We start from the raw sequence: 23376 nt of genomic DNA, 5'->3' as shown, positions 1-23376 counted from the left end.
TCCCGCGATGAGGTTCGCCGCGGTCGACCTCGGCGCGTCCGGCGGCCGGGTGATGGTCGGCGACCCGGCACGCGGGCCGGACCTGACCGAGGTACACCGGTTCCCCAACCGGCCGGTCGAGGTCGCGGGCACGCTGTACTGGGACATCCTCGCGCTTTACCGCGAGGTCCGCGAGGGGCTGCGCGCGGCGGGGCCGGTCGACGCGGCCGGGATCGACTCCTGGGCGGTCGACTACGGCCTGCTCGGCGAAGACGGCGCGCTGCTCGGCAATCCGGTGCACTACCGGGACCGCCGCACCGAGCACGTCATCGGCGAAGTACTGGCGAAAATCCCGGCGTCGGAGCTGTACGCGGCGACCGGGATCCAGTTCCTGCCGTTCAACACGGTGTTCCAGCTCGCCGCGGACCGGCGGGCCGCGGACGCGGCGCGGATCGTGCTCATCCCGGACCTGCTGACCTACTGGCTGACCGGCGAGCTCGGCACCGAGCGCACCAACGCGTCCACCACCGCGCTGCTGGACCCGCGCACCGGCGGCTGGGCCACCGGGGTCGCGGCGCGGGCGGGCCTCGACGTCGGCGGGTTCCCGCCGCTGCGATCACCGGGCGAGCGGGCGGGGACGACCGACCCGGAACTCGGTTCGGTGCCGGTGTATGCCGTGGGCTCCCACGACACGGCGTCGGCGGTCGCGGCGATCCCGGCCACCACGGACCGGTTCGGCTACATCTCCTCGGGCACCTGGTCGCTCGTCGGGGTCGAGCTGACCGCCCCGGTGCTCACCGAGGAGAGCCGGAAAGCCGGCTTCACCAACGAACTCGGCGTCGACGGGACCGTCCGGTACCTGCGCAACGTCACCGGCCTGTGGCTGCTCCAGGAATGCCAGCGGGTCTGGGGCGTCCCCGAGGTGGCACCGTTGCTGCGGGCGGCGGCGGAGCTGCCCCGAAGATCCATTGTGGACGTGAACGATCCGCGTTTCCTGCCACCGGGCGACATGCCGGGCCGGATCGCGGCGTGCTGCCGGGAGACCGGCCAGCCGGTACCCCGGGATCCGGCCGAGTTCACCCGGTGCGTGCTCGACAGCCTCGCCGAGGCCTACCGCCGTGCCCTGGCCGACGCGGTACGCCTGTCCGGCAAGGAGATCGACGTCGTCCACGTCGTCGGCGGCGGGGCCCGCAACGCACTGCTGTGCCGGTTGACGGCGCGGGCCTGCGGCCTGCCGGTGCTGGCCGGACCGGTGGAAGCGACGGCGCTGGGCAACGTGCTCGTCCAGGCCCGCGCACACGGCGCTCTTACCGGTGGGCTGGACACCCTGCGTGCCCGGATCGCCCGAGCTTCGCCGCCCCGGCGCTACGACCCGCGATAGTGCCCCCAGCTCTACCGCCAGGGGCCCGAGCGTTCCCGTTGTGCGGTGGTCATGCGCCCCAATATGGCGTTCGGTGCGTCCAACGCACCCAATGCCACATTGGGGTTTCTCAGCAGCGACACCGTCCCAGTCGAAGTCCGCGTCCCGAGCGGCGCGTGGGGACGGTGAGCGATGCTGGTGGCTTCCCGGGGTGGGCAGGGTGCTGAAGGACGCTTTCAGTGCGTTGGCCGCGCTGAAGGACGCCTTCAGTGCACTGAGCGCACCGAAGGCGTCCTTCAGCTCGCCGCGAGGCCACACCACTCCCAGTGAGAAAACCCCGTTGGGGCGCTCGTCCCCTCAAGTTCCTGGCGTTGGCGATGAACACACCCAGGGCGTCATCGGGCGTCCGGCCCCGAAGGTCTTGTACGGCGCGAAAACTGTGGCTACTCTCGTGCGCAGTACCTGATTGATACGTTTCAAAAATGATCATCCCCGGCTCGACGACGACTGGGAGATCCCATGACTTCCCCCGACGCGGTCGGCCTCACCCCGGTCCCCGAGGGCGAGGCGGTCAGCCGCGAGCACTGGAACTGGACCGTGCTGGCCGGGATGGCGTCCTATCTGGACGCCGGATCGATCGTCGCGCTCGGCGCGGGGCTGGCGTTGTTCCAGTCCTCCCTCGGGCTCGGCGCCGGTGCGGTCGGTGCGCTGGCGGCGATCGGGCCGAACGCGCTGGGCTGCGCGGTGGGCGCGCTGATCGGCGGGCGGCTGGGCGACAGGCTGGGCCGCAAACGGATCTACAAGTACGACCTGCTGGTGTACGCGGCGGGCATCCTCTGCGTCGCCTTGTCGGTCAACACGCCCATGTTGTTCGCCGGCACGTTCGTGGTCGGGGTCGCGGTCGGCGCGGACGTCCCGGCGTCGCTGGCGCTGGTCGGCGAGTTCTCCCCGGCCGGGGCGCGCGGCAAACTGCTGGGGCTGACCCAGGTGGCCTGGAGCGTCGGGCCGATCGTCGTGCTGCTGCTCGCGCTCGCGCTGTCCTCGCTGGGGCTGCTGGGAATCCGGATCGTGTTCGCGCATCTGCTCGTGGTCGCGCTGGTGACCTGGGCGCTGCGCCGCAACCTGGCCGAATCGGCGCGCTGGCGGACCGCCGCCGAGCTGGCCGCCGCGTCCACTTCGGACACTCCGGGCGCTCCGGCGCGTCACCGGCCGCGAAACCTGTTCAGCGGCGCCAACCTGAAGGCCCTCGTCTGGACCGCGACGATCTACCTGTTCTGGAACCTCGCGGCGGGCACCGCGGGGATCTTCACCCCGTACATCATCAAGACGCTCAACGCCGGGACGCAGGCGGCGAGTGTCGCGCTCTCCTGCTCCAGCTTCGTGGTCACCGCGCTCGTGGTCGCGGCCGGGTTCATGCGGTTCGCCGACCGCGGCTACCGCGCGCGGCGGACGATGTGGGCGATCGGCGCGGTCACCGAGTTCCTCGCGTTCGTGCTGTACCTGGTGTTCCCGTTCACCGTGCCGGTGATCGTGGCGAACCTGGTGCTGTTCGCGTTCGGCGGCGCGCTCGCCGGGGAGGCCTTCTACAAGGTGTTCAGCCAGGAGCTGTTCCCGACCATGCTGCGGGGCACCGCGCAGGGCATCACCTTTGGCGTGGCCCGCGCGGTCCTCGGCGTCTGGAGTTTCTTCGTGCCGGTACTCGCCGAGGCGGGGATCGGCCCGGTCGCCGCGCTGCTGGCGCTGTTCCTGCTGATCAGCGGGCTGGTCGGCTTCCTGTTCATGCCCGACACCTCCGGCAAGTCGCTGGAGCGGATCGAAACCGAACGCGCCCTCGCGTGAAGCCGAAGGAGTTCGTCTTGTTCGTCACCCGGGTCCGCTTCGACCACCACGAGCACGCGCTGGGCGTCGGCACCGCGTCGCCACGCCTGTCCTGGCAGGTGCGCGCCGAGGAGCCCGGCTGGGCGCAGACCGCCTACGAAGCCGAGCTGTGCCGATGCGTTCCCGGTGATGGGGAGCGCCACGAACCGAACGGGCACACCGTGGTACGGGTGGACTCGGCCGAGCAGGTGCTCGTACCGTGGCCGTTCGCCCCGTTGGCGTCCCGGGCCCGCGCCGCCGTCCGGATCCGGGTCGCCGCGGGCGAGCGGTGGAGCGACTGGAGCGCACCGTCCACTGTGGAAACCGGCCTGCTCGCCCCGGACGACTGGGCGGCGCGGTTCGTCACCCCCGCGATGATCGGCGGCATCGGGGAACGCGCCCCGATCCTCGGCCGCGCCTTCACCGTGCGCGGCGAGGTCGCCTCGGCACGGCTCTACGTCACCGCGCACGGCGTGTACACCCTCACCCTGAACGGTTCCCGCGTCGGTGACGAGGTGCTCGCGCCCGGCTGGACCAGCTATCCGCACCGCCTGCGGTACCGGACCCACGATGTCACGGAAGCGCTGGTACCCGGTGAGAACACGCTGGAGGCGCTGCTGGGCAACGGCTGGTACCGGGGACGCCTCGGCTGGACCGGGGACCGCGGCGTCTACGGTGACCGGGTCGCGCTGCTCGCCCAGCTGGAGATCACCTACGCGGACGGGACGAGCGAGGTGGTCGGCACCGGCGAGGGCTGGACCGCGCGGGAGAGCGACGTCCTCGACAACGACCTGTACGACGGGCAGTACACCGACCTCCGGCCCCATGAGTCCGTTGTGGACGGTGTGACGGTCCTCGACGCCGGGCTGTCCACCGTGGTCGCGCCGGAGGGGCCGCCGGTGCGGGTGACCGAGGTGGTGTCCGCGCTCTCGGTGACCGCGTCGCCGTCCGGGCGGACGATCGTCGACTTCGGGCAGAACCTCGTCGGCTGGGTCCGGCTCGCGGTCCGGAAACCGGTACTGGGGCAGGAAGTCGTCGTGCGGCACGCGGAGGTGCTGGAGCACGGCGAACTCGGCGTGCGGCCGCTGCGCAGCGCGAAGGCGACCGACACCTACGTGCTCACTGGCGCCGGCGACGTGGTGCTGGAACCGAGCCTGACCTTCCACGGGTTCCGGTACGCGGAGGTCACCGGCGTCCCCGACCTCGCGCCCGCCGACGTGGCGGCCGTCGTGATCGGCAGCGACCTGCGGCGCACCGGCTGGTTCGGCTGCTCGGAGCCGCTGCTGGAACGCCTGCACGAGAACGTGGTCTGGAGCATGCGCGGCAACTTCGTCGACCTGCCCACCGACTGCCCGCAGCGGGACGAGCGGATGGGCTGGACCGGTGACATCCAGGTGTTCGCGCCGACCGCGAGCTTCCTGTACGACTCCGCCGGGTTCCTCCGGTCCTGGCTCGCCGACCTCGCCGCGGAGCAGCACGAGGACGGCTCGGTGCCGTACGTGGTCCCGGATGTGTTGTCCATCGAGGCCCCGGCCGCCACGGCGTGGGGCGACGCGGCCACGATCGTGCCGTGGGTGCTGTACCGGCGTTACGGCGACGTCGAGATCCTCGCGCGGCAGTTCGCGAGCATGCGCGCGTGGGTGGACCGGGTGGCCGCCGCGTGCACGAACGGCCTGTGGACGGGCGGGTTCCAGTTCGGTGACTGGCTCGACCCGGCCGCGCCGCCGGACAATCCGTTCGCGGCGAAGGCCGATCCCGACGTCGTCGCCACCGCGTACCTGGCCCGCTCGGCGCGGATCGTCGCCGACGCCGCCGCGCTGCTCGGCCGCGCGGAGGAAGCGGAACGGTACGGAGAACTCGCGGAGCGGACCCGCGCCGCGTTCGTCCGCGAATACGTCACCGGCGCGGGACGGGTGCTGAGCGACGCGCAGACGGTGTACGCGCTGGCACTGGAGTTCGCGTTGCTGCCGACGGGGGAGCAACGGCGCGGCGCGGGGGAGCGGCTCGCGGATCTGGTGCGGGGCAACGGGTTCCGGATCGGCACCGGCTTCGTCGGCACCCCGCTCGTCGCCGACGCGCTGACCTCGGCCGGGCATCCCGGGCCTGCCTACCGGCTGCTGCTCGAACGCGGCTGCCCGTCCTGGCTGTACCCGGTCACGATGGGCGCCACCACGATCTGGGAACGCTGGGACAGCATGCTGCCCGACGGCACGATCAACCCCGGCCAGATGACCTCGTTCAACCACTACGCGCTGGGCGCGGTGGCCGACTGGCTGCACCGGACGGTGGCCGGGCTCGCGCCGGGCGCGCCGGGCTACCGCGAGATCGTGGTGCGGCCGGTGCCGGACGCCGCGCTGACGCACGCCTGGGCCCAGCACGAAACGCCCTACGGCGAGGCGTACGCGGGATGGCGCCGCGCGGACGGGAAGTTCGTCCTCGACGTCACGATCCCGCCGGGTACGACCGCGACGGTGTACCCGCCCGCGGGGGAGCCGATCGCGGTGCGGCCGGGCAGGCACAGCTGGACCTGGGACGATCCGTGCGTGCCGGTCACCCGGCCGGTCCGCACCGTCCGCGACCTGCTCGACTCGCCGGAGCTGTGGGCCACGGTGGCCGGGATCCTCCTCGACCACGGGCTGGGCACCGACACCGCCGACCTGGCCCGCCGCGCCGCCCCGTACCTGAACGCCCCGCCCGTCGAACTGCCGGTCTTCCTGGCGCGGAAGGACATCGACGGCAGGGGACGGGAGGCACGGGCGATCCTGGCCGAGCTGCTGGGCTGACCAGGTGACGATCACCGTTCGTCGGGTCGCGGACTGGTTACGCTGCGCCGGTGAAGAGATTCGCGGTCCTGCTCGCCGCCCTCCTGCTGCTGTTCGCGCCGACGGCCGCCTCGGCCGATCCGGTGCTGGAGGGGGACACCGACAACCCGGTCACCCCGGCGCCCGCGGTGACGCGGCCGGACACCGCGCACTGCACGGTGACGCTCGCGGACCGGTTCCGCTCCAACGCGCCCGACGGCGCGCAGCGCTTCTACGAGGGCACGCTCACACCGCCGAAGGAGTGCGCGGGACCGTGGTCGAAGGTCGTGCTCGACCAGACGGTCACCGTCAGCGGCCGGCAGTACGACCGGATCGGCGATCTGCTCATCGGCGGCACCGAGGTGTGGTGGGGCACCACCGAGGAACCGAGCGGCGAGGGCAGGCGGCCCATCACCTACCACTTCGACAAGGACCTGACCGCCTACAGCTCGCTGCTGCGCACGCCGCAGCCGTTCGGCGGCGGGATCGGCAACTTCACCTCACCGGTCTACACCGGCGTGTACGAGCAGACCGTGACCATCACCTACTACCGGGCCGGCGCCGCGCACCCGGCGCCCGCCGTGCCCGACCGCGTCGCGGGGTTCGCCCACGCCGACGCGAACGTCGGCGCGGGCACCGTGCACTTCACCGCGAAGGACCTGCCGCGCAACATCACCCGCGCCTACCTGGAGGTGACGCTGGAGGGCGGCGCCTGCGACGAGCAGTGGTTCAGCGCCGTCCCGGACGAGGTGGTCGCGAAGTACCCGAAGGCGGGACTGTGCGGGCACGGCCCGTTCCGCGAGGCGAACATCGCCCTCGACGGCGCCCCGGTCGGCGGCGCGCACACCTTCCCGCACATCTACTCCGGCGGGATCGTGCCGACGCTGTGGCGCCCGATCGTGGCGATCGACACGTTCAGCCTGCACGCCGAGACGTTCGACCTCACGCCGTTCGCCGGGCGGCTCGTCGACGGCGGGACCCACGACCTGTCGTTCACCGTGCCGGACATCGGCGGCGGCTGGAGTGTCGTGCCGACGCTGTTCCTCTACACCGACCAGCACGCCGAGCGGACCTCCGGCGCGCTGACGCGGGACGACGTCGCCCCGGTGGCGGAGAAGACGACCGTGGTGAAGGACACCTCGGACGGTGTCAACGCCACGGTGACCGCGAAGCGCCACGACGTCACCGCCGGGTACCTCGACACCTCCGCCGGGCGCGTATTCACCCAGGTCGAGCGGACCCGCGACTACCGCAACAGCGACGACCTCACCCACGGCGCGAACGCCCAGCACCTGGTGCAGACCGACCAGGGGCGGCAGAGTTCGGTCTCCACTGTGGACGGCCGGGTGGTCGCGGCCGACCGGCACTCCTGGTCCTATCCGCTGACCGTGGACGCCTCGCCGCTCACCCTGACCGACGACCAGAACTTCAAGCTCGGCGGCACGGTGGAGATGACCAAGCAGCTGAGCGACGAGACCGGTGACGGACGTCACTGGCGGCCGAAGTCGTCCTCGCGGGAGTGGCTGCGCTCCACCGGCACCCTGACCAGGACGAACGGTGTCACGACGGAGTCCGACGACAGCTCGCGGACCCTCTACACCGGACCCGACGACCGCGGACGGCCGTACTTCCACTACGTCGCGAGCAACCACGGCCTGCTCACCGCGGACCACGAGATCGGCGGGAGCCGGTCACCCCGGTGAACGGGCCGGTAGCCCGATCGGTCTAGTGCGGTAGTGTCGCGGCCATGGGGAGTATCCGTACGCGTGTCCTCGGCTGGGTCGGGCGCCGTTACCTTGCGCGCCAACAGAAGAAGGGCTTCGACCTGTCGAAGATGGCGTTCCTGCCGGACGCCGCGCTGATGCCGCTCAAGCGGGACGGCCTCGATCCGCTGCCCGAACTGGGCGCCAAGCGGGCCGAGGCGCCGATCAGCAAGCTCGACCTGCCGTTCGGGATGAACGCCTGGCTGGTGACCGGGTACGAGGAGACGAAGGCCGTCCTCGGCAAGGCGAACGGCTTCAGCAGTGACTTCACCAACCTGGTCGGGAACGCCGGGGTCACCGAGGACCAGAACCCGGGCGGGCTCGGCTTCGCGGACCCGCCGGTGCACACCCGGCTGCGCAAGCTGCTCACCCCCGAGTTCACCATGCGCAGGCTGTCGCGGCTGACCCCGCGCATCGACGAGATCATCGCCGCGCAGCTCGACGCGATGGCCGCCACCGAGGGGCCGGTTGACCTGTGGACCTCCTTCGCGCTGCCGATCCCGTCGCTGACGATCTGCGAGCTGCTCGGGGTGCCCTACGAGGACCGGGCGGACTTCCAGCGGCTGAGCATGGCCCGGTTCGACCTGTTCAGCGGCGCGGGCGCCTCGCTCGGCGCGATGTCCGAATCGCTGACCTACCTGCTCGAAGTTGTCAAGAAGCAGCGCGAGGAGCCCGGTGACGGCCTGCTCGGCATGCTGATCAAGGAACACGGGGACGAGATCGACGACCGCGAGCTGGCCGGGCTCGCCGACGGCATCCTCACCGGCGGGTTCGAGACCACTGCCAGCATGCTCGCGCTGGGCGCGCTGGTGCTGCTGCGCGACGACCGCGCGATGGCCGCCGCGCGCGGCACCGAGGACGAGGTGCACCGGTTCGTCGAGGAGCTGCTGCGGTACCTGACCGTGGTGCAGATGGCGTTCCCGCGTTTCGCCAAGGAGGACATGGAGATCGGCGGCGTGCGGATCAGCGAGGGCGACATCATGATCGTCTCGCTGTCCGGGGCCAACCGCGACCCGTCCCTCGGCGCGGACATGGAGCGTTTCGACGCGACCCGCGAGCCGTCCTCGCACCTCGCGTTCGGCTACGGCATCCACCGGTGCGTCGGCGCGGAGCTGGGCCGGATGGAGCTGCGGGCCGCCTATCCCGCGCTGGTCCGCCGCTTCCCGAAGCTGCGCCTGGCGGTGGAGCCGGAGCAGCTGGCGTTCCGGAAGGTCTCGATCGTCTACGGTCTCGACGAGCTCCCGGTGCTGGTGGACTGACATGCCCTCGGGGGAGGCGATGCCGGGGCTGCTCCTGGCGGACGGACCGGACCCGGACCACGCCGAGGCGCTGATGCTCTACGGCAGGCTGGTCGGGGAGTGGACCATCGTCAACCGGTACAGGTTCCCCGACGGCCAGTGGCGCAGTGCGACGGGCGAATGGCGGTTCGGCTGGGTGCTCGGCGGACGGGCGGTGCAGGACGTGCTCTTCTGCCCGGAGTTCCACGACCGGTTCCCCGGCACGACCATCCGCATGTACGACGTCACGACCGGGCTGTGGCAGGTCACCTGGTTCTCGCCGAAACTCCCGTCGTACTTCTCGCAGATCGGCAGGCCCGACGGCGACGGCGGGATGATCCAGGAGGGCACGGACGCCGGGGGCGGGCGCTCGCGGTGGACGTTCACCGACGTCACGCCGACCTCGTTCCGGTGGCAGGGGTTCAGTGCCGGTCCCGACGGCGAGTTCGAGCTGTTCCAGGAGATGCAGGCGACTCGCGCGTAACGCATCGGCGACGAGCGCGCGGCCTGCTACTTCCTTGCTTGGGTGGCGACCTTCGCGGACGTTCGCCCGGTTCGTCACTCACCCGCGCGGACGGGGAGCATGCGGCAACGGATTCAAAACCCATCCAGTGTGAGCACTCGCCCTCGCGTTTTCCTTCGTTTCCTAGCGCACGCCGCGTGGGCGGAACTGGACGCTGATGCGCGGTCCCGCCGTTTTCGTGGTCTTCGGGATGGCGTGTTCCCAGGTGCGCTGGCAGGAGCCGCCCATCACGATCAGGTCGCCGTGCCCGAGCGCGTACCGGTGTGTCTCGCCGCCGCCGCGCGGGCGCAGCGCGAGCTGTCGTGGCGCGCCGACCGACACGATCGCGACCATGGTGTCCTCGGTCCGGCCGCGCCCGAGGTCGTCCCCGTGCCAGGCGACGCTGTCGCGGCCGTCGCGGTAGTAGCACAGCCCCGCGGTGCGGAACGGCTCGCCGAGCTCGGCCGCGTAGTGCGTGGAAAGCGCTTCCCGCGCGTCGGCCAGGATCGGGTGGGGGAGCGCTGCCCGCTCGTCGTAGAAACAGAGCAGGCGCGGCACCGCGACGACCCGGTCGTACATCCGGCGGCGTTCGGCCTGCCACGGCACCTCTTCGGCGAGCCGGTCGAAGAGCCGTTCGGCCCCGGTGAGCCAGCCGGGCAGCACGTCGATCCACGCGCCGCGGCCGAGTGTGGTGCGGCGGAGGTCCGTCAGCGGGCCGAGCGTCATCGGCCCCGCCGAGCCGAACAACGAAGCCTGGAGCGGTAGTGCCATGAGTCCACTGTAACCCATGAATCGAACGTATGTTCGCACTTCCTCGTGATGGGTCCGGGATCCACGGGAAGGGGCCGTGGATCCCGGTGAGCCGCATCGGTCGCTTGTGAGGCGGTTCGGCCCTCCGCCGGGCCGCGTGGGTCAGGCCGCCTCGACCAGCAGCGCGGCGAGCTGTTCCGGTGCCGACCAGAACGGCGAGTGCCCACCGTCGATCTCGCGGACCGTGGCACCGAGCAGTTCCTGGGCTAGGGCGGCGTTCCATGCGTTGTTCACCGCGCGATCGTCGCGACAGGCCACGTACGTGGTCGGCACGCGGCGCCGCGGCAGGCCGGGGCAGATTTGCTGGCCCAAGATGTTCGCACTGGGGCGCAACCGGCGGACCGCGTCGGCGGCGTCGGCCGGGGCGCAGTCGTGGTACAGCACGTCGGTCGCGTCCGCCGGGTCCAGGACCACGCACCCGGACTCGTCGACGCCGGCACTGGCGAGCGTCTTCTGCAACGGCTCGGCAAGCGGCGTGAGCCCGCCGTCCACCCATGCGGTGCCGGGTCTGCGCAGCAGGGCGGCGAGCAGGACGAGGGAACCGACCGCCGGGTCGCCGGTCGCCAGCGGTGCCACCATGCCGCTCATCGAGTGCGCGACGAGGACCACATCGGACCGGGTTCGGAGCGCGTCTTCGATCACCGCGAGGTACTCGTCCTGGCCGGCTTCGGCGGTGTCGCACGGCAACGACGGGCACACCACCTCGTGACCACGCGCGATCAGGTGCTCGCTCACCCGCTCCCAGCACCATGGGCCGTGCCAGGCTCCGTGCACCAGAACGAACGTCCTCGGCTTCTCATCCCTCATGATGATCACGCTAACCAGCCCCCGGGCACCCCGGAGTCCGCCGAGTACCCACGGGTTCATATTCGTGCCCGAACGAACACGTCTCGGCCAGGCCCCGCGCACCCCGGTGACAACCGCGGCCGACCGCGACCCCCGACTCCGCCGGACACGGTGGATCGGTCCGCCGCGTCGCGATGCTCAGCTCGGGTCCGGCATCGAGATCGGGACCGGCAGGTGCAGGGCGAGCTGGCCTTCGGTGGTGACGTCGAGCCGGACGGTCCTGAGCGGGCGGAGGGACCGCAGGTCCTCGCTCATCCGGCCCTGCCCGAGGTGGAGTCCGGCGCCGCGCGGAAACCGCGCGCTCCCGGCGGACAGCACGTTCGTCTGGCTCAGCGTCGAGTGCCACGCGCCGCCGATCGACGTGTAGGAGGTGAGGGTCGAGACCCGCGTGCCGGTCGGGTATGTGCGCGGTGCGGGCGTGGCGGCCGAGAACGACAGGTCGGTGCCGCCCCCGTCGCCGGCCACGCGCGCGGTGACCCGGCTCGGGTCGATGTCGACGTCGAGTCCGGTGACCCACTTGGGAAATCCGTAGCCGTCGTGGCCGCGGACCTGGGCGATGTCGGTGCTGACCGGCAGGGACAGCACATAGGAGTGGAGGTGGTCGTTCCCCAGCGCGGTGGCGAGATCGGCGATCCCGAGGCGGCCGTGCCGGGCGGGCCGGACGGCCACGCCGACGGCGGCTTCGGTGTAGAAGTCGATGTCGCACACGTCGTAGCGGAAGAACATGACCGAGATCAGCCCGAGTCCCGGCGCGACCTCCAGCGGCGCCAGTTCGCGGGGAAGGCGGGCCCGGATCGCGCGGGTACGGGCGAGCATCGTGAGCCGCGCGGTCGAGACGCGGTAGTAGAAGTTCGGGGTGAGGGTGGGGCCGATCGGCGAGTCCACTTTGGTCTTGGGCAGCCGCCGGAAGAAGTCCACGGTGCCGACCCGGGGATCACGGAGTACCTCGTCGAGGTCGGTGTTCATGCGGTATCGGTCGTAGAGGCCGCCTTTCGGCACCGCGACCGTGCGGCCGCCCAGCTCGACTTCGACGGTTTCCTGGTGGGCCGGCGACATCGGTGTGGCTCCTTCGGAACTCTCGCGGAAAGCTATTTCGGTGACGTGCCGCCGAAATCGGCGACGAGCCGGGCGGCCAGCCGCTCGGAGGACTGCGGGTTCTGTCCGGTGTAGACGTTACGGTCGACCACGACGTGGGGACGCAACGGAAGCAACGCCTTGGAGTACTCGACACCGGCTTCCTTCAGTCTGTCTTCCAGCAGCCACGGCGCCTTCTTCGCGAACCGGTTGAGCATTTCCTCCCGATTGGACAGTCCGGTCATCCGGTAGCCCGCGAAGGGAGACGTGCCGTCGGGGCCGGTCGCGGCCAGGATCGCCGCCGGCGCGTGGCACAGCAGGGCGAGCGGTGTGCCCGCGGCCAGCCTGGCGGCCAGCAGCGCGCCGGAGGTCTCGTCGTGGGCGAGGTCCTCCATCGGCCCGTGACCGCCGGGGTAGAACACCACGTCGAACGCGTCCGGGTCGACCGTGTCCAGTGCCACCGGGTGGGCCAGCACGTCCTCGATGCCGTCGAGATAGCGCTTCACCTCCCGGCGTTTGCCCGGCAGCCCGCCGGAGACACCGAGGCTCAGCCGGTCGAGGGTCGGTGCCTTCCCGCCGGGGGTCGCGACGGTGATGTCCCAGCCCGCCTCGGTGAAGACGCGGTGCGGCACCGCGACTTCCTCGGCCCAGTAGCCCGAGGGATGCACCGTGCCGTCGTCGAGCGTCCAGCGGTCCGCCGCCGAGATCACGAACAGGACCTTCGTCATCGTCTCGTTCCTTTCCTCGCGGTCACGCGAATGCGCACCGCTTACCCTGTGGGTGTCCTTACCGCTCGGCAACTCGGACCGGTGCCGGACGCGTCGCGACGGCGCTCCGCGCGGTGGCCAGCCAGGCGCGGTAGCGCCGCAGTGCCCGTCGCTGGAGCCGGCGCTCGGCGAGCAGCGCCCAAGCCGGGTGGACGCCGGGTGCCGGACGGCGTCCCCTGGCGAGGCGGCGCAGCTGGTACCGGACCCTGGCCATGCTCGCAGCCGAGGCGAGTGCCTTGTCCGGCCAGGTCACCGGGCGCGGTTCCCGGTCCGCCTCACGGCCGTCGCGCCAGCGCTCGGGCAGGTCGGGGGTGACCGCGAGGGCGGTGCCCATCCCGACGAGTGCCACCCCGCCCGCCAGGACCTTCTCGGCGGTGTCGCGCCGGGTGATGCCGCCGGTGAGCATCAGCGGCAGGGGACTGGTCTTCACCAGATCCTCGGCCAGGTCCAGGAAATAGGCCTCGCGGGCCCGGGTGCGCGCGTCGGCAGGACGGCCGGACATCGCCGGGCTTTCGTAGCTGCCGCCGGACAGTTCGACCAGATCGACGCCCAGCGGCGCGAGCATCGCGATCACCTGGCGGGCGTCGTCGGCGTCGAATCCGCCGCGCTGGAAGTCGGCGGAGTTGAGCTTGACCGCGACCGCGAAGGAGGGCGAAACGGCGGCGCGGATGGCGCGGACGACGTCGAGCAGCATCCGGGCCCGGTTCGGCAGCGACCCGCCCCAGGCGTCGGTGCGCCGGTTGACCAGCGGGGACAGGAACTGCGACAGCAGATAGCCGTGCGCGGCGTGCACCTCGACGCCGTCGAAACCGGCCTGTTCGGCGCGCGCCGCGGTGACCGCGAACCGCGTCACGGTGGCCTCGATCTGCTCGGGGGTCATGGCGGTGGGGCGGCCGAAGCGGCCGCTGTGCCTGCCGAGGTCGACGCCCACCGCGGACGGTCCCCACACGACGCCGGGCAGGTCCGCCTGGACCTGGCGACCGGGGTGGTTGAGCTGCATCCACATCGCCGCGCCGCCCGCCTTGCCCGCCTCGGCCCACTCGGCGAACGGTCCGAGTGGCGCGGCGTCGTCGAGCACGACACCGGCGGGCCCGGTCAACGCCTCGGCGTGAACCATGACGTTGCCGGTGATCAGCAGGCCGGCGCCGCCCGTGGCCCACCGCCGGTACAGCGACAGCAACCGCCGCCCGGGCAGCTGGCCGTCGCCGGCCAGGTTCTCCTCCATGGCCGCCTTCGCGATCCGGTTGCCCAGTACGGCCCCGGAACGCAGCGGCAGCGGCGCAAACAGCTCGCTGGTCATCCTGGTTCTCCTCGCGGATCGCTCATCGCCTATGATGTGTGCAGTGCTCACATTAACCGAGAATGTAAGCACTGTAAACATGAGGGAGAGTGATCCGTGTCGCAGGCGAACGCCTCGTACCACCACGGCGATCTGCGCGCCGCCTGCCTGCGCGCGGCGCGTGAGCTGCTGGAGGAGAACGGCGACGCCGGGCTCTCGTTACGGGCGGTGGCCCGCCGGGCCGGTGTCTCGGCCACGGCTCCCTATCGACATTTCGCGGACCGCGAGGCGCTCGTCTCGGCGGTCGCCGCCGAGGGGTACCGCGAGCTCGCCGGACAGCTCGCCGCGGCGCATCCTGCGCCAAGGGACCCCGACGACCTCGCCGCGATCGCCGTCGCCTACGTTCGTTTCGCCGTCGACCACCCGGCGCTGTTCAAGGTGATGTTCACCGAACCCTGCGATCCCGGCAGCGAGGAACGGGCCGCCGCGACCGCCGCCATCTCCGAGTACGTCAAGACCCTCGTCCGCGGTGTCTTCCCCGACGCCGACCCCGAGGCACTGTCCACCGCGGTGTGGGCTTTCGTCCACGGCCTGGCTTTCCTGCACCTGGACGGCAAACTCGACGCCGCCACGCCGGAAGCCCTCGCCGAGCGGGTCCGTGCCGCCGTCCGGGCGCTGCTCGCGGCGTCCCCGGCGGTGCCGCGCTAGCCCGCCCCGCGCGGACGAGCGGGGCGGGGAAGACGATCGCTCGCCTTCCCCGCCCCGTCGCGGTGGGTGGTGACCAGGGTGCCTGACGCGGTCACCCGCAGGCCGGATCCTCCGGCTGGGCGGGCACGCTCACCGCGTCCCAGGCCGCCTTCACGGTGTTGAACTGGGTGCAGCTGCCGGGGAAGAGACTCTTCGCCGCGGTCAGTGTCCAGGTGCGGTAGCTCTGGTAGGAGCTGTTGCTGTTCTTGAGCAGCATCGCGTTGTAGAAGATCTGCACCGCGGTCTTCACGCCGAGCCCGGTGACCGAGGAGCCGTCACAGGTCGGGCTGACCGGCTGGCCGTTGGTCGGGTTCGTGCCCTCGGCCACCAGGTAGAACCAGTGGTTGCCCGGCCCGGCCGCGGCGTGCACCTCGGTGCCGGGAATCGAGTCGTCGTAACAGTTCGCGTGGCCCAGCTGGGACGGGTCGTACATGTTGCGGATCGGCCCGTTCCCGACGAGGTTCACCTGGTTGCCGACGAGGAAGTCCGGCACCGCGTACGGCGCGGGCTCGTTGGCGAACCATTCGGTCGAGGCGCCGAAGACGTCCGCGACGAACTCCTGGGTGCCGTTGCCCGACATGCTGCCGGGGGTGTGGTCGTCGATGCCGTGCCCGTGCTCGTGTGCGATCACGTCGATCGAGCCGATCCACTGCCCTGCGGTGTTGCTCCCGACCTGGACCTGGGTGCCGTCGTAGTAGGCGTTCTGTTCGTTGAGGCCGACCCGGATCGGCCAGCCGCCGCCGTTGCCGTCGAAGCCGTTGCGGCCCAGCCACTGCGACAGCATCTTGTTCTCCTGCTGGATGCCGTACAGCGCGTCGGCGCACCCGGTTTCCCGGTCGGTCTCGTCGCCGTTGCCCCAGTTGTCACCGGACTTGGTGAAGGTCGTCTGGGTGTCGGCGTCCTGGCAGCTGACGTTCGACAGGTTCGGGTCGGCCATCGAGAAGGTGCCGTCGCCGTTGTTGGTGGTGTCGATGTGCAGCGGCTCCGGGCCGTTCCACACGCCCTGCGCGTCCCCGTGCGCCACGCGCTCCCGCGTGCGCAGCACCTTGCCGGTCATGGCGTCGACGACGACGTCCAGTTTGCTGGGCCCCTCCTTGGTCCGGCCGGTGACCTGGGTCGTCCAGGCGAGCGCCGGGGTGCCGATCGCGTAGGCGGCGAGCCGCGCGGGAAGCACACTGTCCACAGTGGCCAGTTGGGTGCGGGCGGTCGCCTCGGCCTCCCGCGCGGTCAGCTTCGGGGTCGTGCTGGGCAGGTCGATCGCGGCGGTCTGCGCGACCGAGGTGGCGAGGACCTGTCCCGCGGAGTTCGTGGCCACGACGAAGTCGCCGCCGACGACCGGCAGGCCATGGTAGGTGCGGTCGTAGGGAACGTACTTCAGGCCGTTGATCGACGAGATCACCTTGTGCTGCTGGAAAACGTCGGCCGGTCCGGCGTGCAGGGCGGCGGGCCGGGAGGCCACCAGCCGCTGCGCGGCGCCGGCGGCCATCGCCTCGGGGGTTTGCGGATTCCGGGGATCGGAAGGTTGTGCCTGAGCGGTCGCGGCCGTGGTGACGGCCGCGGCCAGCACGCCGGCTGCGAGCAGCACGAGTGGTCGGCGCAATGTCATCGGCGTCGTTCTCCTCCGGGCAGGCCGGACCGGGCCCCGGAGACGGGGCCGGATTCGGCGGTGGAATGGAATCGAACCTCGACCAGGGTCGGGTTTCCCGGAACTTCGAACAACCGACGAAGGTCGCTACTTTGGCACCCTCCGGACCTCCGGGGTGTGCGGCGGGCTCGTTTTCCGGCACTCGGTTCCCTGCCCGGAATTTCCCATTACCCCACAAGGGTCCGCAAGCCGCCCACCATGGCCGCAGCCCGGCGATCAGGATGAATCCGGCGGCCCGAATGCGGTTTTCTTCAGTAGCGGTTGGGGGTGTGCTGGTGTCGCGAATGTCGCATTCGCGACATCGTTTCAGCCGAAGCACGCACCGGGCGCCAGAACTCACTACTCCCAGTGAGAAAACCTCAATGGTTTCGGCGGACGGTCGGTTCCCCACTCTCCGGTGGGGAACCGGCGCGGCGTGTTCGTGGACGGTGTGCCCGAGCGATTCGCTATTCCTCGCCGGAAAACCGCTCCCAGGCCGATTGACGGGTCATCTCGAGCGCGGCGCCGATCCGGGCCCAGCTCGCGCCGAGCGCGCGGGCGCGGCGAACCCAGCCGGTCAGGCTTTCCTCCACCTGAACCGATGCCTTCGCCACCAGGGGAAGGGACCTCAGAACCGTCTCGACGTCGTGGGCCTGTTCCCACGGGGCGAGCCGTGGTACCGACGCCGGCTTGTTCTCGATCACCTGCCGGCACAGCTCCACACATCCGCCGCAGATGAACACCCCGGGACCGGCCACCAGGGCCTCGACCTCCGAATCGGGTTTCAGGCAGAACGAACACGTCGCGATCGCCGAGGACATCGTGCTGGAGGCCATTCGGGTGCCTCTCGGTCCGGGATGTCAGGCGCTTCCTGACGGGTGTCAGGCTATGCCTGACACCCGGGATCCGGCAAGGCTTTGGCGCGCACCAGGTCGCGGAGTGCGGCCACGGAACGATATGCGCTCGGTGACACCCATTCCCCTGTAGTCACATGGTGGTCTCGACCAATTCGGGGATTTCCGCCTCGGCGCGGGTTTTTACTGGCAGGATGATCACGTCGAAACACGTTTACTGGGGAAGGGTGAACTTGAAGTGACCAGACATCTCCTGTGGCGCGCGGCGGTGGTCGCCACCGCGCTCGTGGGCAGCGCCGCGGTCGCGGCGCCCGCGCACGCCATCATCAACGGCAAGCCCGCGACCATCGACTATTCGTTCGTCGTGTCCATCCAGCGCGAGTACAAGGGCGATCCGAACACGCAGTGGTGCGGGGGCGCGCTCGTCGCCCCGGGCTGGGTGGTGACGGCGGCCCACTGCGTCACCAAGCCGGGCACCAACGGCGCGCCCTACACGCCGGTCAGCCCCGCCACGTACCACGTCCGGGTCGGCTCGAACGACCGCACCAAGGGCGGCTCGACGGCGAACGTGGCCGGGATCGAGGTCATTCCCGGCTACGTCAACAGCGCGGATCGCAACAACGGCAAGGACATCGCGCTGTTGCGGCTGGACAAGCCGGTGGCGCAGAAGGCGATCGGTCTCGCCGACGCGACCCCGGCGCCGTGGGCGATAGCGCGGCAGATCGGCTGGGGCTACACCGACATCAAGCAGAACACGCCCGCCGAGCTGCCCGTGCAGCTGCGCGAACTCGACTCGCCGGTGATACCCCCGACCAGCCCGCAGTGCGTCTCCGACCCGACCGCCGGGGACGGCTACGGTATCCGGGAGGGCGACTTCTGTACCGAACACCCCGACAAGGTGTCCGGCTCCTGTGGCGGTGACTCCGGATCGCCGGTCATCCAGTTCGTCTTCGGCCGGTACCGGCTCGCCGGGGTCCAGAGCAGGGCGCCGGGTGACATCTGCGGTCAGACCCCGGACATCGACACGAGTGTCTCCTACTACCACGAGTGGATCTACAGCGTGATCGGCTGAGCGTGGCCGTCCGGCTCGCACCGTGTCCACGGTGCGAGCCGGTACCCGGCATGGGCACTTGCTAACCTGGGCCCCTGATCGGGGGAGGGATCATGTCACTGCGCGCCGTCGCCGCGGTCTTCGCGGTCTTCGCACTGTCCATTGTGGCCACTCCGGCCGCGTCCGCCGCCACGCCGGTGAACCAGCTGAAACCGCTTCCACTGCGCGAGCTGTACGACCAGCCGGGGCAGAAGTACCTCTACAGCGCGAACTGGGGCGAGGTCGTCTCGGCACAGCGGAACTCCGGTATGAAGATGCCCTCGCCGCGGCCGATCGGGTACGTCTTCGCGAACTCCGGGGAGTCGACCAGGCCGATCCACCGTCTCAAGCAGACGGCGACCGGCAACTGGATCATCAGCACCGACCAGCGCGAGATCGACTACCTGACCTCGCACGGCTTCACGCTCGAAGGCCGCACCGGGTACGTCTACACCTCGCCGGTGAACGGCGCGAAGCAGCTCAACCGCTACACCAACGGCAAAGGCTGGCGGCTCGCCTACGGCCAGCCGGCCGGGTACACGCTCGACGGCCCGATCGGCTACGTGCTGCCCGAGTACCACCAGGTCGGCGCGTACTACTTCGGCGCCTTCGACGCGGCCAACCCGGACGACCTCTTCCTCCAGGCGGTCAAGAACGCGTTCGGCCGCTTCCCCGACCCGTGGGGCGGGGTGCGCGACTTCCACGGCGACCCGGACAGTCCGTGGGGCCCGGTCGCGCGGAACACCCAGGGCTGGCCGGGCGACTGGAGTCACCTGAAGCCGTCCATCGGCTACTACGACGACAGCAGGACGGCCACGCTCGAAGCGCAGATCGACCAGGCGGCGAGCGCCGGGATCGGCTTCTTCTCGTTCTACGACTACTGGAACAACCAGAAGGGCGCCCCGGCGGGCGACGCCGCGCTGAAGACCTTCCTGCGGGCGGCCAACACGAACCGCCTGCAGTTCATGCTCAGCATCGTCATCCCCTACTCGAAGGACGATCCGCAGCACCTCATGCTGCCCACGACGCAGTTCGACGCCGCGGCCGAGAACTACTCGGGCTACCTGACCAAGGCGAACTACCTGGTGACCCAGGAGGACCGCCCGATCGTCTTCCTCGAGGACGGCAGCGGGCTCGGGAACGGCAGCGTGGCCGACCAGAACACCTTCATCGGCCTGCTGAAACAGAAGATCAAAGCGAAGACCGGCAAGGACGCCTACCTCGTCGGCCACAGCGAGCAGGGGACCGCGTTCCAGGTGAACAGCGACGCCTTCGGCTGCCTGAACATCGGCCAGTACATCCGGGCGGGCAGCTACGGCCAGTACGTGCGGGACGCGCCGACGTACTTCTCGAACGTGGAGACCAAGGGAAAGCCGATGATGCGGTGTGGCATGAGCGGCTTCGACGAGGCGCCGCGCACCGGCTTCTGGGAGGCCAAGCCGGATGTGCGGTACTTCAAGGACGACGCCAAGGCCCAGTTCCCCGCGGCCATGACGATGACGCTGAACAGCATGAGGGGCCAGCCGGCGAGCCCGATCGACAACTTCCTGACGATGTACGCCTGGAACGAGTGGCACGAAGGCGGCATCATCGAGCCGAACGTGCGTGACGGGAAGTACTATCTCGACACGATCCAGCGGACGTTCGGGCTGCCCGCCCGGTAACGCCGGACAGCACCACGGGAGGACACGATGGCGCCGGGTGCGGTACCGGTCGTGCGGGACGCCGGGCCCGGTGACGTGGCGGCGATCCGCCGGTTCGGCGAGGCCTGCGTCCGGCCGCACTACACGCCGCTGATCGGTGCCGATGCCGCGGCCGATCAGGTTCGCCGGTGGTGGAACGAGACGTACCTCGGCGGGGCCGTGGCCGCGGGCTTGGTGGTCGTCGCCGACGACGGTGGCCAGGTCGTCGGCGTCGGGCAGCGCGGGCGCAGCGGCGCCGACCACGTGATCTACAAGCTCTACGTCCACCCCCGGTATCGCGGGCACGGGTGGGGCCCGCGGCTGCTCGACGCGCTCGCCGCGCGGCTGCCCGCGGACGCGGATCGGCTGTGCGTCGAGCATTTCGCGGCCAACGGGCGCGCCGGGGCGTTCTACGAACGCGAGGGCTTCGCGGTGGAACGGATCGAGCCGGATCCCACCGGCGACCCGGCGCTCGGAGTGGTGTGGCGCGCACGCCCCCTGGCCCCGCCCACCGACGTGCCCGGACAAGCGTGACGCCGCGGTATCACTCGCCGTCCGGAAGCGGTCGCCTGCGGGGGAAAGTCCGTTTTGGACCATCCTCAACGGACAATGCGGGCTCCGTGGCCGGTCATCGGACGAAGCCGCGTCCCGCTCGGCCACCATGCCGTGGGCGTTCGCGATGTCCGCGGCGCGGGAACCTTCGGGCGGAACCGGGTGGTGGACTCTCCGGCACGCTCCTCCTGGCCGCGCCAGGGCAGGACCGGCGCGGCCAGGGCGTCAGGCGGGGGTGGCCAGGGTGGCGGCGCCCGGCCCGTCGAGTTCCTCCAGTGCCACCCGCCGCCCGGAAACGGCCAGGAGCAGGGAGAGCGCGGGGCCCCGCACCTCCGGACCGTCCCCTATGGACAGTTCGGCGTCCGTCGCCGTGAGCCGGAGACGAGCGGTCAGTTCCTTGGCGCCGCCGAACGAAGCCGGAGTCCGCGCCTGCAGGCGGAGCGCGCGGACCACGGCCTCCGGCGCGTAGGCATGGGTGAGCCCCAGGGGACGCCGGATGTCCTCGCCGTGGACGACCTCTTCGACGAGCCTGGTGTCGAGGGGCGCCGGAGGGGTCGACGTTCGCGAAGCCACCCGGCGAAGCCGGTCCAGGGTTTCCCGGGGCGAGGCCCCACGCTCGCGTGCCACCCCGCGCGCGTTCTGGCGGTCGAAGTCGAACCGCGCCCGGACGAGACCGGCCACGAAACCCAGGCGCGTCGTCCGGGCGGTGTCGACCAGGTGGGCGACCACGTCGTGCACGGTCCACCCCGCGCACAGCGACGGCTCGTCCCAGCGCCGGTCGTCGAGGTGTGTGAGGTCGTCGATCAGCGCCGCGCGTTCCGTGTGGACCATCGGCCAGACGTCGTTCGTCACGGGTTTCTCCTTCGCTCGGTCACCGTGCTCACCGGATGAGACTCGCGGCGGGCCGGGAACTCATCGCTCGCCGAGCGAATTCTTCGCCGTGTTCGTGTCCGGGGTCAGGACGAGGCGGCCGTGAGGGTCTGGACTTCGGCGTCGGACAGGCGCAGGTCGTGCAGGGCGACCAGGGCCGCCAGTTGCTCGGTCGTGCGCGCGGAGGCGATCGGCGCGGCCACCGTCGGCTGCTGGGCGAGCCAGGCCAGCGCGACCGTCGCCAGTTCCACGCCGCGGGCGTTCGCGACCTCGTCCAGCGCGGCCAGGACCTTGACGCCGCGTTCGGTGTCCGCGTAGCCACCGGCGAGGCCGGGGAGGTTCCGTATGTTGTCGACGGTCCGGCCCGGCCGGTACTTGCCGGTCAGGAAGCCGGAGGCGAGTGCGAAATACGGGACACACGCCAGCCCTTCGCGCTGCACGATCTCCCGTCGTTCCCCCTCGTAGGTGTCGCGCGAGACGAGGTTGTACTGCGGCTGGAGCGCGACGTAGCGGGCCAGGCCCTCGCGGTCGGAGAAGGCCAGCGAGGCCGAGAGCCGTTCGGGGCTGATGTTGGAGGTCGCGATGGCGCGGACCTTGCCCGCCTTCACCAGACCGTCGAGCGCGGTGATGATGTCCTCGACCGGAACGGACTCGTCGTCGAAGTGGGTGTAGTAGAGGTCTATGCGGTCGGTGCCCAGCCTGCGCAGGGACTCCTCCGCCGCGGCCCTGATGTTCGCGGGCGCGAGGCCCTTGTACCCGGGGTGGTCGCCGACCTTGGTCGCGACGACCACGTCGTCGCGGTTGCCGCGCGCGGCCAGCCAGGCGCCGAGGATGGTTTCGGACTGCCCGGGCTCGTTGCCGGGAAAGTGGTACATGTACGAATCGGCGGTGTCGACGAAGTTGCCGCCCGCGGCGGAATAGGCGTCGAGTACGGCGAACGACTGTGTTTCGTCGGCGGTCCAGCCGAATACGTTCCCGCCGAGGCAGAACGGGGACACGGTCAGGCCGGAGGAGCCGAGAGCGCGGAGGACGGACATGATCGGATTCAACCACGTCTCGTGCCCTGCTCGCGCGATGTCTTGTGGTACGGGGTCTTTCGGGCAGCGCTTGGTGCACGGAGGCGCTGCGGGACGGCGTCACGCCGGATGTTGATCATAACCTCCGGACCGGAATTCGCTGTTCTCGCCAATTCGGAAGGAACCATGATTCGCACAATTGTGGGCTGTGCGGCCGCGGTCGCATTGCCCGTCGTCGCCGGTGTTGTCGTCTTCGCCCCGGCGGAGGCCGCCGGTAACCGGGCCGCGGTCGACGCGCCCGTGCCCGTCGCCGGCAAGTTCGTTCCCGGTCAACTGGGCGCCGCCCCGCCCGTCGTGACCGAGGTGTCCCACCCCGGTGTCCATGTGGACACTCAGTGGCCGGGGGCGCAGGGCTAGCCGGTCGCGAGGTCCGGTCACGTGGGGAGGAACGGACAGCCTCGCGCGGCCGGACCGTCGAATTCCAGGGCGGCGAGCGTTTCCCGCTGAGCGGGCCGGGAAGCCGCGGCCCTTGTCGGTGCGTCGTCCCGTCTCGTACAGTCTGCCCCGGGCCCGTCCCTGAATGGTCTGGACCCTTGACCCATACACCGCCGCCCTGAGTCGTCCAG

20 protein-coding genes are annotated in these 23376 nt (G+C 70.8%); 11 read left to right on the top strand and 9 right to left on the bottom strand.

Going from position 1 to position 23376, the window contains the following annotated elements; genetic code table 11:
- Window positions 1-7 precede the first annotated feature (7 nt).
- The 6 genes from ABD987_RS02600 (at window position 8) to ABD987_RS02575 (ending at window position 9521) form a co-directional block, all read left to right on the top strand.
- Complete coding sequence (locus ABD987_RS02600) at window positions 8-1360, top strand: rhamnulokinase (RefSeq protein ID WP_345386406.1); 1353 nt, start codon at window positions 8-10, stop codon at window positions 1358-1360.
- A 498-nt stretch (window positions 1361-1858) separates the two neighbouring features.
- Entirely contained in the window at window positions 1859-3178 is a 1320-nt protein-coding gene (locus ABD987_RS02595) for an MFS transporter (RefSeq protein WP_345386404.1), read from the top strand.
- 17 nt (window positions 3179-3195) lie between these two features.
- On the top strand, window positions 3196-5979 hold the full coding sequence (locus tag ABD987_RS02590; protein WP_345386402.1) for a family 78 glycoside hydrolase catalytic domain: 2784 nt from the start codon (window positions 3196-3198) through the stop codon (window positions 5977-5979).
- 50 nt (window positions 5980-6029) lie between these two features.
- Window positions 6030-7700 carry a peptide-N4-asparagine amidase gene (locus ABD987_RS02585; RefSeq protein ID WP_345386400.1) on the top strand — a complete coding sequence of 557 codons (1671 nt, stop codon included), beginning with the start codon at window positions 6030-6032 and terminating at the stop codon, window positions 7698-7700.
- Window positions 7701-7744: 44 nt separating this feature from the next.
- Window positions 7745-9019, top strand: a complete 1275-nt coding sequence (locus tag ABD987_RS02580; RefSeq protein WP_345386398.1) for a cytochrome P450 — start codon at window positions 7745-7747, stop codon at window positions 9017-9019.
- A 1-nt stretch (window position 9020) separates the two neighbouring features.
- Window positions 9021-9521 carry a hypothetical protein gene (locus tag ABD987_RS02575; RefSeq protein WP_345386396.1) on the top strand — a complete coding sequence of 167 codons (501 nt, stop codon included), beginning with the start codon at window positions 9021-9023 and terminating at the stop codon, window positions 9519-9521.
- A gap of 162 nt (window positions 9522-9683) precedes the next feature.
- On the opposite strand, the gene ABD987_RS02570 is transcribed toward ABD987_RS02575, so the two are convergent.
- The 5 genes from ABD987_RS02570 to ABD987_RS02550 all read right to left on the bottom strand — a co-directional run bounded on the left by ABD987_RS02570 (window position 9684) and on the right by ABD987_RS02550 (window position 14336).
- Window positions 9684-10310 (bottom strand): alpha-ketoglutarate-dependent dioxygenase AlkB, encoded by a 627-nt coding sequence (locus ABD987_RS02570; protein WP_345386394.1) that lies wholly within the window; start codon window positions 10308-10310, stop codon window positions 9684-9686.
- 141 nt (window positions 10311-10451) lie between these two features.
- On the bottom strand, window positions 10452-11156 hold the full coding sequence (locus tag ABD987_RS02565; protein WP_345386392.1) for an alpha/beta fold hydrolase: 705 nt from the start codon (window positions 11154-11156) through the stop codon (window positions 10452-10454).
- A 177-nt stretch (window positions 11157-11333) separates the two neighbouring features.
- The gene (locus ABD987_RS02560; protein WP_345386390.1) at window positions 11334-12251 is read right to left on the bottom strand and encodes an acetoacetate decarboxylase family protein; all 918 of its coding nucleotides are present in this window, start codon (window positions 12249-12251) and stop codon (window positions 11334-11336) included.
- Between the two features lie 32 nt (window positions 12252-12283).
- A complete protein-coding gene (locus ABD987_RS02555) occupies window positions 12284-12997 on the bottom strand; it encodes a type 1 glutamine amidotransferase domain-containing protein (protein WP_345386388.1) in 714 nt (237 codons plus the stop codon).
- 58 nt (window positions 12998-13055) lie between these two features.
- On the bottom strand, window positions 13056-14336 hold the full coding sequence (locus ABD987_RS02550) for an NADH:flavin oxidoreductase/NADH oxidase family protein (RefSeq protein WP_345386386.1): 1281 nt from the start codon (window positions 14334-14336) through the stop codon (window positions 13056-13058).
- 96 nt (window positions 14337-14432) lie between these two features.
- Between ABD987_RS02550 and ABD987_RS02545 the strand changes: the two genes are divergently transcribed.
- On the top strand, window positions 14433-15023 hold the full coding sequence (locus tag ABD987_RS02545) for a TetR/AcrR family transcriptional regulator (RefSeq protein ID WP_345386384.1): 591 nt from the start codon (window positions 14433-14435) through the stop codon (window positions 15021-15023).
- Window positions 15024-15114: 91 nt separating this feature from the next.
- Here ABD987_RS02545 and ABD987_RS02540 read toward each other — a convergent pair whose 3' ends face one another.
- On the bottom strand, window positions 15115-16668 hold the full coding sequence (locus tag ABD987_RS02540) for a M4 family metallopeptidase (RefSeq protein ID WP_345386382.1): 1554 nt from the start codon (window positions 16666-16668) through the stop codon (window positions 15115-15117).
- 485 nt (window positions 16669-17153) lie between these two features.
- On the bottom strand, window positions 17154-17522 hold the full coding sequence (locus tag ABD987_RS02535; RefSeq protein ID WP_345386379.1) for a ClpX C4-type zinc finger protein: 369 nt from the start codon (window positions 17520-17522) through the stop codon (window positions 17154-17156).
- Window positions 17523-17778: 256 nt separating this feature from the next.
- Here ABD987_RS02535 and ABD987_RS02530 point away from each other — a divergent pair, with 256 nt between their 5' ends.
- The 3 genes from ABD987_RS02530 to ABD987_RS02520 all read left to right on the top strand — a co-directional run bounded on the left by ABD987_RS02530 (window position 17779) and on the right by ABD987_RS02520 (window position 20846).
- A complete protein-coding gene (locus ABD987_RS02530; protein ID WP_345386377.1) occupies window positions 17779-18612 on the top strand; it encodes a S1 family peptidase in 834 nt (277 codons plus the stop codon).
- Window positions 18613-18704: 92 nt separating this feature from the next.
- The gene (locus ABD987_RS02525; protein ID WP_345386373.1) at window positions 18705-20294 is read left to right on the top strand and encodes a glycoside hydrolase family 99-like domain-containing protein; all 1590 of its coding nucleotides are present in this window, start codon (window positions 18705-18707) and stop codon (window positions 20292-20294) included.
- Window positions 20295-20321: 27 nt separating this feature from the next.
- A complete protein-coding gene (locus ABD987_RS02520) occupies window positions 20322-20846 on the top strand; it encodes a GNAT family N-acetyltransferase (protein ID WP_345386371.1) in 525 nt (174 codons plus the stop codon).
- Window positions 20847-21089: 243 nt separating this feature from the next.
- Here the strand turns inward: ABD987_RS02520 and ABD987_RS02515 are convergent, their stop codons facing one another.
- Window positions 21090-21716 carry a maleylpyruvate isomerase family mycothiol-dependent enzyme gene (locus tag ABD987_RS02515; RefSeq protein WP_345386369.1) on the bottom strand — a complete coding sequence of 209 codons (627 nt, stop codon included), beginning with the start codon at window positions 21714-21716 and terminating at the stop codon, window positions 21090-21092.
- Window positions 21717-21820: 104 nt separating this feature from the next.
- Window positions 21821-22771, bottom strand: a complete 951-nt coding sequence (locus tag ABD987_RS02510; RefSeq protein ID WP_345386367.1) for an aldo/keto reductase — start codon at window positions 22769-22771, stop codon at window positions 21821-21823.
- 165 nt (window positions 22772-22936) lie between these two features.
- Between ABD987_RS02510 and ABD987_RS02505 the strand changes: the two genes are divergently transcribed.
- Window positions 22937-23167: a hypothetical protein gene (locus ABD987_RS02505; protein ID WP_345386365.1), complete on the top strand. Its 231-nt coding sequence runs from the start codon at window positions 22937-22939 to the stop codon at window positions 23165-23167.
- Window positions 23168-23376: the final 209 nt, after the last annotated feature.

The organism is Amycolatopsis samaneae (assembly GCF_039541975.1).
Taxonomy (GTDB): Bacteria; Actinomycetota; Actinomycetes; order Mycobacteriales; family Pseudonocardiaceae; genus Amycolatopsis; species Amycolatopsis samaneae.
Note: the sequence above shows the minus strand (reverse complement) of the source record. Positions and strands in the feature narration are given on the sequence as shown.

Bases quoted from the DNA above. Each gene is read 5' to 3' on its own strand.
- ABD987_RS02535 (WP_345386379.1), bottom strand. From the start codon at position 17,522: ATGGCCTCCAGCACGATGTCCTCGGCGATCGCGACGTGTTCGTTCTGC.
- ABD987_RS02555 (WP_345386388.1), bottom strand. From the start codon at position 12,997: ATGACGAAGGTCCTGTTCGTGATCTCGGCGGCGGACCGCTGGACGCTC.
- ABD987_RS02600 (WP_345386406.1), top strand. From the start codon at position 8: ATGAGGTTCGCCGCGGTCGACCTCGGCGCGTCCGGCGGCCGGGTGATG.
- ABD987_RS02580 (WP_345386398.1), top strand. From the start codon at position 7,745: ATGGGGAGTATCCGTACGCGTGTCCTCGGCTGGGTCGGGCGCCGTTAC.
- ABD987_RS02595 (WP_345386404.1), top strand. From the start codon at position 1,859: ATGACTTCCCCCGACGCGGTCGGCCTCACCCCGGTCCCCGAGGGCGAG.
- ABD987_RS02520 (WP_345386371.1), top strand. From the start codon at position 20,322: ATGGCGCCGGGTGCGGTACCGGTCGTGCGGGACGCCGGGCCCGGTGAC.
- ABD987_RS02560 (WP_345386390.1), bottom strand. From the start codon at position 12,251: ATGTCGCCGGCCCACCAGGAAACCGTCGAAGTCGAGCTGGGCGGCCGC.
- ABD987_RS02505 (WP_345386365.1), top strand. From the start codon at position 22,937: ATGATTCGCACAATTGTGGGCTGTGCGGCCGCGGTCGCATTGCCCGTC.
- ABD987_RS02525 (WP_345386373.1), top strand. From the start codon at position 18,705: ATGTCACTGCGCGCCGTCGCCGCGGTCTTCGCGGTCTTCGCACTGTCC.
- ABD987_RS02565 (WP_345386392.1), bottom strand. From the start codon at position 11,156: ATGAGGGATGAGAAGCCGAGGACGTTCGTTCTGGTGCACGGAGCCTGG.
- ABD987_RS02550 (WP_345386386.1), bottom strand. From the start codon at position 14,336: ATGACCAGCGAGCTGTTTGCGCCGCTGCCGCTGCGTTCCGGGGCCGTA.
- ABD987_RS02575 (WP_345386396.1), top strand. From the start codon at position 9,021: ATGCCCTCGGGGGAGGCGATGCCGGGGCTGCTCCTGGCGGACGGACCG.
- ABD987_RS02510 (WP_345386367.1), bottom strand. From the start codon at position 22,771: ATGTCCGTCCTCCGCGCTCTCGGCTCCTCCGGCCTGACCGTGTCCCCG.
- ABD987_RS02570 (WP_345386394.1), bottom strand. From the start codon at position 10,310: ATGGCACTACCGCTCCAGGCTTCGTTGTTCGGCTCGGCGGGGCCGATG.
- ABD987_RS02540 (WP_345386382.1), bottom strand. From the start codon at position 16,668: ATGACATTGCGCCGACCACTCGTGCTGCTCGCAGCCGGCGTGCTGGCC.